14 protein-coding genes are annotated in these 16,107 nt (G+C 43.2%); 6 read left to right on the forward strand and 8 right to left on the reverse strand.

Going from position 1 to position 16,107, the window contains the following annotated elements; genetic code table 11:
• Positions 1-18: 18 nt before the first annotated feature.
• On the reverse strand, positions 19-540 hold the full coding sequence (locus tag GPM24_RS04870; protein WP_158825600.1) for a GNAT family N-acetyltransferase: 522 nt from the start codon (positions 538-540) through the stop codon (positions 19-21).
• Positions 541-628: 88 nt separating this feature from the next.
• On the opposite strand from GPM24_RS04870, the gene GPM24_RS04875 reads away from it, so the two are divergent.
• On the forward strand, positions 629-3,046 hold the full coding sequence (locus GPM24_RS04875; protein WP_158825601.1) for a prolyl oligopeptidase family serine peptidase: 2,418 nt from the start codon (positions 629-631) through the stop codon (positions 3,044-3,046).
• Positions 3,047-3,126: 80 nt separating this feature from the next.
• On the opposite strand, the gene GPM24_RS04880 is transcribed toward GPM24_RS04875, so the two are convergent.
• The 3 genes from GPM24_RS04880 to GPM24_RS04890 form a co-directional block, all read right to left on the reverse strand.
• Positions 3,127-4,257 (reverse strand): glycosyltransferase family 2 protein, encoded by a 1,131-nt coding sequence (locus tag GPM24_RS04880; RefSeq protein WP_158825602.1) that lies wholly within the window; start codon positions 4,255-4,257, stop codon positions 3,127-3,129.
• A complete protein-coding gene (locus GPM24_RS04885; protein ID WP_233268737.1) occupies positions 4,241-5,239 on the reverse strand; it encodes a lysylphosphatidylglycerol synthase domain-containing protein in 999 nt (332 codons plus the stop codon). Before GPM24_RS04885 ends, GPM24_RS04880 begins: the two co-directional genes overlap by 17 nt.
• Before the next feature lie 61 nt (positions 5,240-5,300).
• Entirely contained in the window at positions 5,301-6,164 is an 864-nt protein-coding gene (locus tag GPM24_RS04890; protein WP_158825603.1) for a dienelactone hydrolase family protein, read from the reverse strand.
• Positions 6,165-6,837: 673 nt separating this feature from the next.
• Between GPM24_RS04890 and gltX the strand changes: the two genes are divergently transcribed.
• On the forward strand, positions 6,838-8,358 hold the full coding sequence (gene gltX / locus GPM24_RS04895; RefSeq protein WP_158825604.1) for a glutamate--tRNA ligase: 1,521 nt from the start codon (positions 6,838-6,840) through the stop codon (positions 8,356-8,358).
• A 199-nt stretch (positions 8,359-8,557) separates the two neighbouring features.
• On the opposite strand, the gene GPM24_RS04900 is transcribed toward gltX, so the two are convergent.
• A complete protein-coding gene (locus GPM24_RS04900) occupies positions 8,558-9,037 on the reverse strand; it encodes a DUF4112 domain-containing protein (protein ID WP_158825605.1) in 480 nt (159 codons plus the stop codon).
• A 145-nt stretch (positions 9,038-9,182) separates the two neighbouring features.
• Between GPM24_RS04900 and GPM24_RS04905 the strand changes: the two genes are divergently transcribed.
• Positions 9,183-10,763, forward strand: coding sequence for a DHA2 family efflux MFS transporter permease subunit (locus tag GPM24_RS04905; protein ID WP_158825606.1), 1,581 nt, complete (start codon positions 9,183-9,185; stop codon positions 10,761-10,763).
• Between the two features lie 27 nt (positions 10,764-10,790).
• Entirely contained in the window at positions 10,791-11,243 is a 453-nt protein-coding gene (locus GPM24_RS04910; RefSeq protein WP_158825607.1) for a MarR family winged helix-turn-helix transcriptional regulator, read from the forward strand.
• A 98-nt stretch (positions 11,244-11,341) separates the two neighbouring features.
• On the opposite strand, the gene GPM24_RS04915 is transcribed toward GPM24_RS04910, so the two are convergent.
• Complete coding sequence (locus GPM24_RS04915; protein WP_158825608.1) at positions 11,342-11,851, reverse strand: hypothetical protein; 510 nt, start codon at positions 11,849-11,851, stop codon at positions 11,342-11,344.
• 169 nt (positions 11,852-12,020) lie between these two features.
• On the opposite strand from GPM24_RS04915, the gene GPM24_RS04920 reads away from it, so the two are divergent.
• Both GPM24_RS04920 and GPM24_RS04925 read left to right on the forward strand, forming a co-directional pair.
• Positions 12,021-12,566 (forward strand): peroxiredoxin, encoded by a 546-nt coding sequence (locus GPM24_RS04920; protein WP_158825609.1) that lies wholly within the window; start codon positions 12,021-12,023, stop codon positions 12,564-12,566.
• A 73-nt stretch (positions 12,567-12,639) separates the two neighbouring features.
• Positions 12,640-13,224, forward strand: coding sequence for a carboxymuconolactone decarboxylase family protein (locus GPM24_RS04925; RefSeq protein WP_158825610.1), 585 nt, complete (start codon positions 12,640-12,642; stop codon positions 13,222-13,224).
• Between the two features lie 244 nt (positions 13,225-13,468).
• On the opposite strand, the gene GPM24_RS04930 is transcribed toward GPM24_RS04925, so the two are convergent.
• Both GPM24_RS04930 and GPM24_RS04935 read right to left on the reverse strand, forming a co-directional pair.
• The gene (locus GPM24_RS04930) at positions 13,469-15,016 is read right to left on the reverse strand and encodes a DHA2 family efflux MFS transporter permease subunit (RefSeq protein ID WP_158825611.1); all 1,548 of its coding nucleotides are present in this window, start codon (positions 15,014-15,016) and stop codon (positions 13,469-13,471) included.
• A 5-nt stretch (positions 15,017-15,021) separates the two neighbouring features.
• On the reverse strand, positions 15,022-16,086 hold the full coding sequence (locus tag GPM24_RS04935) for an HlyD family secretion protein (RefSeq protein WP_158825612.1): 1,065 nt from the start codon (positions 16,084-16,086) through the stop codon (positions 15,022-15,024).
• Positions 16,087-16,107: the final 21 nt, after the last annotated feature.

Below are 16,107 nucleotides of genomic sequence, written 5' to 3' on the forward strand. Positions count from 1 at the left end.
ACTTAACACAGCAAAAAATTACAATGCCGGTTTATTGATACCATAAACATGCTCATCATAAATTTCGTCGGCCTTAATAACCGATTGTTTTATGATTCCTTGCTTGGTATATCCAGCCTTTTCCAGCACCCGCATTGATTTTGGATTTTTGCTCAGTACAAAGGCCAGTATACAAATAATGTCTAACTCGTTAAAAGCATATTGCGTAACCAGTTTTACAGCTTCGGGCATAATACCCCGACCCCAGTAATCCTCGCCAAGCCAGTAACCTATTAAAGGTGTTTTACGATATACGTCTGTCCGGAAATCCAGCCCAATCCCCCCTACTACCTTGTTATCAACAGCAATAGCAAAATTGACCATCGGGTTTTGGTTTTGCTTGCTGTTTACCCATATTACCGCATCATTAAGCGTGTAAGGATTCGGAAAACGATCAAGCACACAGGCGGTTACATTAGGGTTGTTGGCATGTTGTTGTAAAGATATCGCATCTTCCAGGTACCATCCCCGCAAAACAAATCCAGTTCCATTAATTTCCATGATGTAACAATTATGAAGTTAAAATAAACGAATATCAGCCACTTTTAAAAATGAAGTATATTTAAAGCGGTTACTTATGCGCACTTTCATGAAAAAAATTTTTACCCTGTTTTTATTATCTGCCACTGTAGTAGCTTCCGCCCAGAAGCTCGAAAAGCTTACCATTGAAAAAATAATGAGCGATCCAAAATGGATGGGCACCTCGCCCGACAACATACAATGGAGCGATGATGGCAAAAAGGTATATTTTAACTGGAACCCCGAAAATGCCGAACATGCGGCGCTATATGCTATTACAACCAGCAATGCCAAACCGCAAAAAGTGAGCGTTGCAGAGCGCAAAGCCATATCAGGTAACGGTGTTTGGAATCAAAAGCATACGGTTAAGCTGTTTGAACTAAACGGTGATTTATTCATGTCAGACATTAAATCGGGCAAAGTAACACAGCTGACCAGTACGGTAGAGCGCGAAAGTAATCCGGCTTTCAACAGCAATGAAACACAAGTTGTGTTTATGCGGAATGAGAACCTGTACAGCATCCGCCTTAACGGAAGCGGCGTTACTCAGCTTACCAACTTTACCCGTATGCCAGCCGGTTCAGGTATGCCGGTAGCTTCTGGACGCAGCAGTAACCGCCAAAGTGCAGGCAGCACACAAAACACCGGGGGAAACCAGCAAGAACAGTGGCTTCGTAAAGAACAAACAGACTTGTTTGAAGTAATACGCGAGAAAGCAAGCGACGAAAAGTTTAATGCGGCCGAGCGCAAAGCTTTACAGCCAAAACGCCTGAAAGAAATTGCCATTGGCGACCAATCATTAAGCTTTGTACAGCTTAGTCCTGATAACCGGTATATTACCTATCGTTTAATTAAGTCACCCGACGGCGCTAAAATCACTCAGGTGCCCAACTATGTAACAGCATCAGGCTTTACCGAAGACATACCTAACCGCACTAAAGTAGGCGCACCTCAAGCTACTTCACAATCTTACGTGTTTGATCGCCAACGCGACACGGTTTATACTATTGCTACAGCTAACATTCCGGGTATTAAAGATATGCCCGATTATATAAAAGACTATCCGAAGCAACAAGAAGCCCGCACCAAAACTAACGACGACCGCAAAGTGATTGTACAAGGCCCTTACTGGAGTGATGATAGCAAAAACGCCGTAGCAGTTGTAACCGCGCAGGATAATAAAGACCGTTGGATTATGAAGCTGAACCCATTAACTGGCCAGATGAGCCTACTAGACCGTCAGCGCGACGAGGCCTGGATTGGTGGCCCCGGTATTGGCGGTAGCTTTTCGGGCGGCAATGTGGGTTGGGTAGATAATACGCATTTCTACTTCCAAAGCGAAGCCACTGGTTACTCGCACATTTATGTGGTTGATGTGATGACTGGCAACAAAAAGCAATTGACCAACGGTAACTGGGAGGTAAGCAACCTACAACTATCCAACGATAAAAAGAAGTTTTACTTTACCGGCAACATAGAGCATCCGGGTATATCGCATTTTTACCGCTTGCCCGTAACTGGTGGTACACCTGTAAAGCTTACCAGTATGAAGGGTGGCAATGAGGTAGAACTTTCTCCTGATGAGAAATGGCTGGCTATTCGTTATTCATATTCCAACAAACCTTGGGAACTATATATTCAACCTAATAAGCCGGGCGCTAAAGCCATGCAAGTCACCCACTCTATCACCGCCGAGTTTAACTCGTACCCATGGCGTGAGCCTGAGATGGTAACTTTTAAGAATCGCTATGGCAGCAATGTTTATGCTCGAGTATATACTCCTAAGATATCCGATCCTGCTAAACCTGCTGTGGTATTTGTACATGGTGCCGGGTATTTGCAAAACGTACATTACTGGTGGAGCTCCTACTTTCATGAATACATGTTCCACAACCTGCTGGCAGATAATGGTTACACGGTTATTGATATAGACTATACCGGCAGCGCTGGCTATGGCCGCAACTGGCGCACCGGCATTTACCGCCATATGGGCGGCAAGGACTTGGACGACCAGGTAGACGGCGTAAAATATTTGGTAGAGAAATACGGTGTGAACCCTAAACATGTAGGCATATATGGTGGCTCCTACGGCGGATTCATGACACTAATGGGCTTGTTTACCCAACCTGATGTATTTGCTGCTGGAGCAGGTTTACGTTCGGTAACTGACTGGGCACATTACAACCACGGCTATACTGCCAACATTTTGAACGAGCCTTATAATGATGAGAAAGCCTACCAGCAAAGCTCACCCATTAATTTTGCCAACGGACTAAAAGGCCGTCTGCTGATGTGCCATGGCATGGTAGATGTAAATGTAAACTACCAGGACATCATCCGCCTAACGCAAAAGTTGATTGAACTGCACAAAGAAAACTGGGAACTGGCCTCATACCCGGTAGAAGACCACGGCTTTGTACAACCCAGCAGCTGGACGGATGAGTATAAGCGTATTTATAAGCTGTTTGAAGAGACGCTGAAGAAATAACACTGAGATAATTGAGCGCTAATAAAAAAAGGTAGTTGTATTAACAACTACCTTTTTTTATTAGTCAAACCTTTTTAACTTTACCGTACCACCCTGCCCTTCCAGGCGTACTTGCGGGTATTGCCAATCAATCCGACATACACAAAATAGAGTACGTGAATGGGCGACAAAATGATGAGCAGCCCAACCAAATTCACGCGCTTGAAAAAGCCCATGATAGGTAGCAGAAACGCAGCCTCAAAAAGGTATTTAAACAGCATCTGCGTAGCAAACAGTTGAAAAAACTGCGGGTTAAAAAAGCCGGCCACCACATCAACCAACAGGGAAAGGTTGAACAGCCAGATGCATACCGCCAGGGCCACTACTTTTTTATCCTTATACTTAGTTGACTTGGATGCCCAGCGGCGGCGTTGTTGCAAAAACTCTGTCAAATTGGGTTTGGCCGTGGTGTAAACTATAGCATCCCGATGTTTTAAAAACCCAATGCGGCCGGGATAACGCTCGGCTACTTTTTGCAGTAGTAGTTCATCATCGCCCGAAGCCAAATCATCAATTCCTTTGAACCCTCCTACTTCATAAAACACATCCTTGCGGTAAGCCAAGTTAGCGCCGTTACAGGTAGATGCCCGTTTGTTGCCAATAAACGAAGCGCCGATACCTATCAGATATGAAAACTCTAAAGTTTGCAAAAGCTCAAATAAAGATTGCTCTTTAAAATAAGTTACCGGCGAGGAGATCATCACCGGATGTTCTGTTTCATAAAAACCTACCACGGTTGATAACCAACGCGGCCCCATGTGGCAATCCGCATCGGTGGCCACTATCAAATCGCCGGTGGAAAGCTTGATCGCTTCGGCAATGGCTTTCTTTTTATAAGAATTCAGCTTTTGCGTTTCATTCATTTGCAACAGCTTGATGCCTTGTGACGCATAGCTGCGAATGATATCAGCCGTACTGTCGGTAGAGTGATCGTCTACAATAATTACTTCCAGCAAGTGTTTTGGAAAATCTTGCGCCAAAATATCATCAATAGTTTGGCGAATGTTTTCTTCCTCGTTACGGGCGGCTATCAGCAGGGTAACTTTGGTGCTCAAGTGGGCAGGCACAAGCTTGGGGCGTCGTAAAGCCGCCCACCCTTTTATCAGATAAATTAAAACCAGCACATATAAGCCGGTTAGCAGCAGTGCTATAAAACTATACGTTGTTATCAAAGAACTTCACTTTTAATACAAAAACAGAACCTAATATAGCCGGCACAATCAGGTTGGTGAACCAGATGAGCGACACGGCGGCAATGACCACAATATGCTGGTTGGTGATGTAGGCAAACAGCGTATCGGCCGTTAAGCTACGCACACCTACATCCACCACATCAATAGTGGGCAATGCCGATTGAATAAAAAAGAACACAAACACTAGCAGCATCATTTGCACCATGGGTATTTGCGGCAACAGCAGGTGGATAATCAGATAATACTGAAACGAGAACGTAGCAAAGCGCGCCACACAATACCCCATAATATGCACCAACTCTTTAAACCGGTAGCGCTTCATCACATCAAAAAAGCGGTGATACTTTTTCAGAAATGGCACACTGTTAAGCAAGTAAACCAGCCAACGCACATTAAAATAAAATATGAGCATCAGCAGCATAAAACCAGCACCGGTAGTGAGCAGGCCAATGTACAACCACTGGTTAACATTTAAAAAGTAATAAATGAACCACAATAAGGCACTTGCGCCCGATACAGAAGTAACTACATTTTGCCCAAACGACCCTACCGCCATAGCAAACACCCCATGTATGCGCCGCCGTGGCGGCAAAAACATTACCCGGCCACCATATTCGCCAAAACGGTTAGGGGTAAAAATGGCCAGTGTCAGTCCGCAGAAAACCGACTCGATGGCTTGCCACAGTGTAATGGGCGACCACTTTTGGGTGAGATAACGCCATTTCATGGCTTCCAGCAACCAGTTAAGCAACATCAACAACACTACCAGGGTTAATACCACAATAGCTTTTACCCGGCTTACCCTGAATATAAGCTCCTGAAACTGGGCCAGCTCCTGGTTATTACTCAGCCTGCGGTAGATAAAAGTAAACGCCAGTATAATAATGACTGCTTTTATTAACCACGATATGATTTTTTTGGCCGAACCTGTCAAAGTATGTACAACTGATATATTTTGCAATATTATCTAAAAAGGGCAAGCTTTAGCCTGCCCCGTTAAATTTATGTTAATAATTAAACAGTTATTTAAGTCGTGCTTTTAAATAAACTAAAGTATGTGCATAGGCATCCTTGGTTGCCTCACTGTTATAAATCGGATTGCTGGGGTTGGCAAAGCCATGGTCAGCATCGTATTGGTGCAGGTATAGCTTTTTACCCGCTTTATCCATATTTTCTTTAAATTGCGCTACAATTTTAGTGTTGATAAACTGGTCTTTGTTGGCAAAGTTACCCAGCACATCAGCATTTAATGTTTTCAGGCGATCCACATTTTGCTCGGGCATGCCATAGTACATTACACAGGCTACATTCTGCTTGCCAGCCATCAGGGCGCTTTGCAAACTCCAACCGCCACCAAAGCACCAGCCTAGAGTGGCAATGTGCGCTTTTGGTCCGGCGTAGGCCAACGCGCCTTTGATGATGCTTTGTGCGCGGCTTTCTTTTACCGCTTGCATATACTTACCGGCATCCTGACGGTTATCGGCCACTTTGCCATCGTATAAGTCAAGCGCCAGTACGTTTACGTTGCCTAAATCGTTGTATAGTTTTTCCGATTCTTTTTTGATGAAATCATTCAGGCCATACCATTCGTGTATAACAATCAAATAGTTATTGGTTGGCTTCTTTGCTTTCAACTCGTAAGCATTTGCCGTAAGGCCATCACTGGTTTTGTAATTCACCACCTTACCAATGCTACTTTGAAAGTGCATTTTAACGGGGTTTAAGTGGGCCATCCGGAAACTGTTGTTAGACGCCAGCATAGCAAAGCGTTGTGTAGCAGTAGGCGTTACTTTGCTACTTGTATTATGGCAGCAAGCCATTTTGCTCTGCCCGAATACCGAAAGGCAGCACACCGCCAGCAATAGAAGCAGTAAATGTTTTTTCATGATGAGTGAGATGCGAATGGGTAAAAAACATGCAATTATACAGAATGTTTTATTAGAAGTTTTGTTATACGTTGATTGCGAGATTGTGTTGGGTATTGAAGTAAGTTTACTATTTATTTGCGATGACTTGGGTTGTGCTATTGTTGTTTGATTTGTGCTGTAAGTGTAACATCTTGTTGTGGCATTTAACTTACTTCGTCTGCTCATTGCCGCAGGGGCTAGATACTTTTGTCATAGCCACAAAAGTATCCAAAAAGGCCTAGCTCTCGCGATCCCCTGTCTGCCCACATCACCCAGCGCTGGCCCGGGCGCGATAGCGGGCCTTTGCGCTTCTTTTTATTTTCTTTCTCTATCCTTATTCAACAAAAGCACTGTCAGAACAATACCGCAAAAAAAATCGGCATTCAGCTTCTTTCGGTAGCTGCTGACTTAAGTACTGGTACAACCCAAAGTAGAAAGAAGGTGCGGCCGAGAGGTTTCTTTTTGGTTACTTTTTCTTTTCCGGTAAAAGAAAAAGTAACTTCCACAGGCGGTGGTTCAACTACTTTACGTATCCTAACAGGGCACGATAGTAATACACAGCACAAAACAAAGAAGCTTAATCAAAATCAAACTCCCGTCATAACTCCTTATACTTTACCCAATTCAGCACTCAATCCTTATCTTTGCCCACATGTCTGACAATAAAGTAAGAGTGCGTTTTGCGCCGAGCCCTACGGGTGGTTTGCACCTGGGCGGTGTACGTACCGTATTATTTAACTACCTGTTTGCCAAAAAGCATAACGGTACTTTTGTGCTGCGTATTGAGGATACCGATCAGAACCGCTACGTAGAGGGTGCCGAAGAATATATTATTAACTGTCTAAAATGGTGCGGTCTTAACCCGGATGAAAGTCCGGTGGTGGGTGGCCCGTTTGCGCCTTACCGCCAAAGCGAACGCAAGGCCTTATACCGTGAGTATGCCGAAAAATTGGTTCGCCAGGGCCACGCTTATTATGCCTTTGATACGCCCGAAGAACTGGAGCAGCAACGCAAAGACATTCCCAACTTCCAATATGGCATGGCTTACCGCGATGGCTTGCGCAATTCATTGGCGTTGCCCGAGCACGAGGTGGAGCAACTGCTGAATGCCGGTACACCACACGTAATCCGTATCAAAATGCCGGAAGATGAAACGGTGCATTTTAATGACATGATACGTGGCGATGTAACTTTTGAAACCAACACGGTTGACGATAAAGTATTGCTGAAAGCCGACGGTATGCCTACGTACCATTTGGCTGTGGTGGTTGATGATTACCTGATGCAAATTACCCACGCCTTTCGTGGCGAAGAGTGGCTGCCATCTGCCCCGGTGCACTTGCTGTTGTGGGAATATTTAGGCTGGAAAGCCAATATGCCACAATGGGCACATTTACCGCTGATATTAAAACCGGATGGTCACGGCAAGCTAAGCAAACGTGATGGTAGCCGTTTGGGCTTCCCCGTATATGCAATGAACTGGACCGACGCCAAAACCGGCGAACTTACGCCAGGCTTCCGCGAGCTGGGCTTTTTGCCCGAGGCTTTTGTGAACCTGTTAGCTGTACTGGGCTGGAATGATGGTACTGATCAGGAAATATTTACACTGGAAGAACTGTCGCAAAAGTTTTCGATGGATCGCGTAAGCAAGGCCGGTGCTAAGTTTGATTTTGAGAAAGCCAAATGGTTCAACGCCGAATGGATTAAACGCAGCAGTGCTGAAGATTTACAGGATTATGTTAAAGCGATATTTACTGCCAAGGGCATCACAGTTTCAGACGATGCCTCTCTACTAAAAGTAATTGATTTGGTAAAAGACCGGTGCGTACTACTGACCGATTTTTATGATCAGGCCAGTTACTTCTTCGCTCAACCAGAGAATTACGATTTGAATGCTGTAAAGCCGAAATGGACAGACGCCAAAACCGAACTGTTCCATACCTTTGTTACTCAGCTCCAGGAAACGCAAAACTGGGATGCCGCAGAACTGGAAACCAGCTTTAAAGCCCTATTAACCGAAAAAGGCTTTAAGATAGGCGATGCTATGCTACCCTTCCGCGTGATGCTGGTAGGCGGCAAGTTTGGTCCGCATGTGTTTGATATTGCCGTAATGCTTGGCAAGGAAGAAACTATTGCACGGGTAAAAAAGGCACTAGCGGCGTTTACAGCATAGGCCTACCCAACACTTCTATAAGAAGGACTACTTCTATAAGAAGGACTTAAAATAAGAGATGTCATCTCGAACGACAGTGAGAGATCTTTTGGAACTGATAGGTTAACCAGTCGCTTTTAAAAGATTTCTCCTTCGTCGAAATGACATTTTTGTTTATATAATATTTGAAAGCACTCCCTGCCGGCGAGGGTTCACAGGCTTAAAACTGGTGCCCTATCCATTCAATCAATTTAATGCTTGAATATATTACTGCGGCAAACAGTAAGACCAGTACAATCATCACCATTATCAATACACCTGTACCGCTGCCTTGGTGGCGGCCTTCTGTGTAATGTTCTTTCAGCAACCTGATGTTGCGGTCGTTGGCTTTAAAATAAAAGTCAAATATTTGTCCGATAATTGGTATACCGCCTATAATAGTATCTATGCCCACATTAAGTGCCATCAAGATAAGCACCTTACGGCTAACGCCTTGTTTGGCCATTACCCAAATTAACGAAGCCGCTACAACAAATCCAGAGATATCACCCGCAACTGGCAGCAAATTCATGAGCGGATCTAATCCGAACCGAAAATTAGTACCCGGAACCTTAAACTGGCTGTCCAGTAAATAGGCAATACGCTCCACCCATTTCAGGCGACCGGTTAAGATAACGGGTTGTTGATTTTTTGACGCCATTGCTAACTTTTATAGATAGCAACGGTTAACTATTCGCATGGTTTGCTAGTCGTAAGGTTATCTTCAAATCAAGAATTAAACAAAAATTAAAATATAGTTTGAAATCCAACTGTTGTATATTTAACTTTGTACTTTCAGTTATTATATGCAACCTGCAAATTCATTAGTAGAATATGGCCCCAGGCGGATTATTGTTACTATAACCGCTGTGTTTTGTGCCTTACTCGAAATTATAGATACCACAATAGTAAACGTGGCCTTGAATGACATGCGTGGCAACCTTGGCGCTACGCTGAATGAGATCAGCTGGGTAATTACAGCTTACTCGCTAGCTAACGTAATTATTGTGCCCATGACCAGCTGGCTATCCCAGCAGTTTGGCCGGCGCAATTACTTTGCGGCCTCAGTTATCATTTTTACAGTCTGTTCGTTTTTATGTGGTAATGCTACCAATATCTGGGAGCTGGTTGTATTCCGCTTTATACAAGGTATGGGCGGTGGAGCACTACTGGTAACCTCGCAAACCATTATTACCGAAAGCTGGCCAGCCGAAAAGCGAGCCATGGCGCAGGCCATTTATACCCTTGGCGTAATTGTAGGCCCTACCCTTGGCCCCCCATTGGGTGGATACATTGTAGATAATTTTTCTTGGCCGTTCATTTTTTACATTAATATTCCGGTAGGTATTATAGCTACTTTGCTGACATTGCAATATGTACGCAGCCCACAGTACGAAGAAAAACGACCTATAAGTCAGGTAGACTGGTGGGGTATCGGCTTACTTACCGTAGGTATATCTTCCTTGCAATACGTGCTGGAAAAAGGGCAGGAAGAAGACTGGTTTAGCAGTGAAATCATCATTATCCTTACCATATCAGCAGTTTTAGGTATTCTAATATTTATTTGGCGCGAACTGGAGTATCAGTATCCTATTGTTGAGCTTAGGGTACTTAAAAATGGTAACCTGCGTATCGGGGTTCTGTTGTCGTTTATTATGGGTTTCGGTCTGTTCGGATCTACTTTTGTAATTCCGTTGTATACGCAATCACTGCTCGGGTGGACAGCCCAGCAGTCGGGTATGCTGCAACTCCCCAGCACGCTATTTGTGGCCGTGATGATGCCTGTGGTTGCTATACTTATTCAAAAAGGCGTTCCGCAAAAATACCTCATTGCGGTGGGGATGGTAGTTTTCTTTATTTACAGCTACATGTCATACACTATTATCACACCACATACAAGCAGTGGCGACTTCTTTTGGCCTTTGATTATCAGGGGCTTCGGATTGGGCCTATTGTCGGTACCGGTAAGCACCATGTCTTTATCTACTTTAAAGGGAAAAGAAATTGGACAAGGCGCAGCCTTTTCGGGCATGATGCGGCAGCTGGGCGGTTCATTTGGGGTGGCTTTAATTTCTACCTTTGTGTCGCGTCAAACGCAGAGCCATCGTAGTAATTTGGTGTCACACTTGAATGTAAACGATTTGAACGTGCAGCAGCGCGTTTCGCAAATGGCTGCCGGTTTTAAAACCAGAGGAGTTGATAGCCATACCGCACAGCAAATGGCTTACGCTGCACTGGATGGCTCAGTAAATAAGCAGGCCACGCTTTTATCATACATGGACGTGTTTTTATGGGTAGGCGTTATGTTTTTAGTATGTGTGCCCATAGTGCTCATATTTGTAAAACGCGCCAAAAACAAGATGAATATGGCCGACGCTGCTCATTAATGACGATAGATACTTAAATTTGTTACGATGGCAACAACAACCAAAGCCGATTTGGCACTTGAATTAGGTCGCAGTCTGGCCGATTTCAAGAACCATGTACGGCAACATATACAGCAGAAAATAAAAGAGCATCAGCTCAACTTATCTTTCGAGATGTTGGAGGTGATGGCATGTCTTTGGAAAGAGGACGGCATCATACAGCAAGAAATTGCCGATCAAACCCTGCGTGATAAATCGAGCATGACGTACCTGATAGACAATTTGGTTAAGCGCAATCTGGTTAAGCGTACAGAGGATGAAAAAGACCGACGTAATAAGTTAATTTACCTGACAGAAGAAGGCATCACCTTGCGGAACAAGCTGTATCCCTGGGCGCAGGAAGTATATGCACAAGCCATCAGCAACGTAAGCGAAACCGACTTGCAGAACAGTTTGTTGTTGATAAATCAGATGATTCAAAATCTTAAACCCCAACAGTAAAATTAAGCTATTGAGGCTAAAGGTTTAATAAAGCTGCTGTCTTATAAAAACATAATTTTTATCCGTTTAATTAATGTTCCAAATAGCTCGCTCTATAATTATATAGCCCAATCCATTGACCGTAAAACTGCCGTTATACCATTAATGCAGTTGTTGACATTGGTAAGACTTTTTACAGGAAATGGTGTAACCACTACCTGTTCAACAGAATCAATGCCTGATTGCTGAATAGCTTCACGTACCGGTTTTTCAATTACTTTTAAAGAAATGATGATAGCTCGAGGCGCCATTTGTGTAAGGCGTTCTGCCAATGCGGGGACACCTTCATTGCGTAACGCCCGTTGCTGCGCTGGTGGCAGATCCTTAACGGGTTTGTCGCTGATGTTGTCGATATAGCAACCCATCTCTTTGAAAAAAGCAAGGAAGCCGTCGTCGCTGTCAAATTCGCCAAATACCTGCACAAAAGCTGCTTTAATAGCTTTGTATAGATTAGAATTTTTGAGATAAAAATATTTAGGTCCTATCGGCAAACCATCGGCAACAAAAAGCAGGTTTACCGGGTTAGGCTTATATTGCTGTTTAAGGGCGTCAAAATCGGCTTTGTTCATGTAATTTGAATATTCCTACACAACAAAAAACATCACTGTTAGATTTTACTAATATCATCTATAATGACTTCATAAAACTATAGAGGAAATCTATGGGTTATTACATCTTTCAATAACAATATTGTTTACTGTTCACTATATTTGTGAAAAATTCAACAAAAGATACATTATGATAACAGTTGGTCAACAATTTCCTCAGTTTAGTAAGAAAGCTGTAGTAAGCATTGAAAAAGGAAAAGAGTTTGAAGACATCACCTCTGATTACTTGGTAAACGACGATAACGTATGGACTGTAATGTTCTGGTGGCCAAAAGACTTTACTTTTGTTTGCCCTACCGAAATTGCTGAGTTCAACAAAAATTATGGCGAATTCCGTGATCGTGATGCTCGTTTAATTGGTGCTTCTACCGATTCTGAATTTGTTCATGCTGCCTGGAGAAAAAGCCATGATGATTTACGTGACTTAAAATTCCCTATGCTGGCTGATACTTCAAAATCATTAGCCGAAGACCTGGGCATTTTAGAGCCAACTGAAAAAATTGCTTACCGTGCTACTTTCATCATCGACCCACAAGGCGTTGTACGTTGGGTATGTGTTAACGACCTGAACGTAGGCCGTAACGTTAAAGAAGTTTTACGTGTACTGGACGGTTTACAAACTGACGAGCTTTGCCCTTGCAACTGGGAAAAAGGTCAGGAAACTTTAACTGTTTAATTATCTAACATATAAACAAGTCCCTGTAGAAAAACCTGCAGGGACTTTTATTTTACTTTTAATTTAACAAATCATGAGCGAAAGCACCGAAATTATACAAGAGTTGTTACAAAGCGTATCTGTTGATACCGCTTACCGTACCGAAAGTTTAACGCTGCTGGAAAAAGGTGAATCGCGCTATCTGCGCGATTTGAAATTGAACCTGAGCAGCACCCTTACTTCAGAGCATTTAAGCACTAAGGAGTGCGCTTTATTGGGTTTAACTACAGCTATCAACAACAATAACACACCCTTAACTAAATACTTTACGCAGTACGCCGAACAGCAAGGCGCTACAGCAGCCGAAATAGGCGAAGCTGCTGGTTGTGCTTCATTACTGGCATCTAACAATATATTTTATCGTTTCCGTCACTTTACGCAAAAAGAAAAGTATACGCAAATTCCGGCTCGTATCCGCATGCAACTGATGATGAAACCGGTTACCGGCAAGGAGTTTTTTGAATTGATGAGTTTAGCCGTGTCGGCCGTTAATGGTTGCGAAATGTGTGTAAATGCTCACGAAGATTCATTAATTAAATTAGGCACTACCGAAGAGCGTATTTTTGACGCAGTACGTATTGCATCATTGGTTACTGCTACTGGTAAGGTAATTTTTTAATTAAGACCATAGATTGTAACAAAAAAAGGCGGATATCCTTAACAGATATTCGCCTTTTTTATTGATATACACTAAAATATTTGTTTTTTAAATTAAACAACATTAGCTTTATAGCTAAGATTAAACACGCTTTTGGCCGTTACTTTTCATCTGATAAATTAAAATAAAGCCGGAAGTATCAATGTATTTTAATTGTTAATTTTACTTGAAGCCGTTCTGCTGACTCTAGAACGGCTTTTATATTTTAGTGTGCATCAGCAGCCGGTTTCAAGTTTTTACGGAACGGTTGCAAATACAGCAACGGTATCGAAAACAGCATAACCAAGCCGGTTAACCAATAAGCATCATCGTACGTTAACAGTAACGATTGCTTGGTAATAGTACCTTCAATAGCACCATAGGCCATCTTGGTAGCATCAAGCATAGTACGGCCATGTGCCATAAAATTGGCAATCATACCCTGTAAACGCTGGTTGAAATATGAGTTGTACTGGTTAACATTTATCAGCAGGTTGTTACGGTGTACACCTTGACGGATGTGGATGATTGTAGTAAGCGCCGCAATACCGAATGAACCGCCCAATTGGCGCATCATGTTGTTTAAACCTGTACCCTGACCAACTTCCGCTCCTTTTAAATCAGCAATAGCCAATGTAGTTAACGGTACGAATAACAGTGCCATACCTATACCACGAATAGCCAGCGGCCAAAAGAAATCTTCGCGGCCGGTTGCTAATGTAGAGTTAGACAGCATGTGGGTAAACACAAAGAATAAAAACATACCAATGGTAGCCATAAACTGGGCTGGTATACCTTTATTAAGCATCTTACCAATAAACGGCATCATGGCAATGGTAAACAAACCGCCGGGAAACAATAGCTCTCCTGTTTGCTGTGCCGAAAAGCCCAGCAAGCTTTGGCAAAATATCGGGAATACGAATACCGAACCATACAAACCAAAGCCTAATATAAAAGAGGTAAACATACCTATTGAAAAGCTTCGGTGCCGCATAATACTGAAATTCACAATCGGGAAATCAATACTTAGTTCACGCCAGATAAACAATAGTACACCAATTACAGCTGTAATCGTTAATACGGTAATGTAAGGTGTAGCAAACCAGTCTTCCGACTCACCTTTTTCCAGAATAGTTTGCAAGCTACCTACCGCTATAGCCAGCAGGGCAATACCCCACCAGTCGATAGGCCGGCCTTGACCGGTTTTAGGCGTTTCGCGCACAAACATATAAGTAAATATGGCTGCCAGAATACCCACTGGAATGTTTACATAAAAAATCCAAGGCCATGAGGCGTGGTCGGTAAGGTAACCGCCAATAGTTGGGCCCACAGTTGGCCCCACTACCGCACCCAAACCAAACAATGCCGTTGCAGTACCCACCTGCTCACGCGGCCAGGTTTCTAGCAAAATGGCTTGTGAGGTAGATATCAAACCACCACCAGCCATACCCTGTACAATACGGAACAATACCAGCTCGGTCAAGGTATGCGCGTTACCACATAAAAATGAGGCAATGGTAAAAATAATAATAGAGGCTAAAAAGTAATTTTTACGCCCAAAAAAGCTACCCAGCCAACCCGACATAGGCAGAATAATTACGTTAGCTACAGCGTAGCCGGTGGTAATCCAGGCCACGTCTTCTAACGTGGCACCCAGGTTACCTTGTATGGTTGGCAAGGATACGTTAACAATGGTGGTATCAATCAGCTCCAGTAACGAAGCTGTAATTACCGTAATGGTAATAATCCACTTTTTAAATCCTACTTCGGCCATTTAAATTAGTCTTTAGTGGTAACAGAAACGTTTACGCTCATACCTGCACGCAGTCTGGCTAAAGTTTCTTTACCGGCGTTAATTTTAATTTTAACAGGTACACGTTGTACTACTTTCACAAAGTTACCGGTAGCATTATCCGGAGGTAACAATGAGAATTTAGCACCGGTAGCCGGAGAGAAGTTGTAAACAGTACCTTCCAGTTTCATGTCTGGATAAGCATCTACTTCGATATCTACTTTTTGTCCGTTGCGGATATTATCCAACTGCGTTTCTTTAAAGTTAGCGGTAATGTAGATACTGTTATCGTTAACGATAGAGAACAAAGTTTGACCAGCTTGTACCAACTGGCCTAACTGCACATTCTTTTTAGAAGTAGTACCGCTTGCTGGTGCAGTAATGGTAGTGTATGATAATTGCAGATTGGCAAAATCAACATCAGCCTGGCGCTGGCTAACACCTGTGTTAGTTACTTTTAACTGATTACGGGTAGTACCTACTTGTTGCTGTGCAGCTTTGTATTGATCCTGAGCGGCACGGTAATTAGCCTGAGCTACTTCTAAATCAGATTTAGCCTGATCAAATTGTTGCTGGGTGATAGAACCGTCTTTAATCAGGTTAGCATAACGCTGATAATCGCGTTGTGCTTTTTCTAAACGTGCACCAGTTGCAGTTACCTGCGCGCGGCTGCTGGCTGCATTAGCGGCGGTGCTATAAATTTGCGATTCGCCTACGCCAATGCTGGCACCAGCACCTTGTTGTGCAGCTTTTGCCTGCTCTACTCTTACCTGATAATCGCGGTCATCAATTTTAACCAGTACCTGGCCTTTGTTAACGTGCTGATTATCTTCAAAGAAAATGCTGTCTACATAACCGCCTACACGGGCCACTACCGGACTAATGTCGGCATCAATTTGCGCATCATCAGTATCCTCATGCTTGCTGGAGTATATATATTCTTTAATACCGAAAATAGCGCCGGCTAAAACTATTATTCCTAAAATAATAGGAATCACCCGGTTCGGTTTTTTCTTTTCTGTAGGTTGTTGTATTTCTTGTTCCTGTGCCATTTTGTTATAGAGTTGTGTGTT

Origin of the sequence: Mucilaginibacter lacusdianchii, assembly GCF_009770985.1 — a bacterium.
In the GTDB taxonomy this organism is placed as follows: Bacteria; Bacteroidota; Bacteroidia; order Sphingobacteriales; family Sphingobacteriaceae; genus Mucilaginibacter; species Mucilaginibacter lacusdianchii.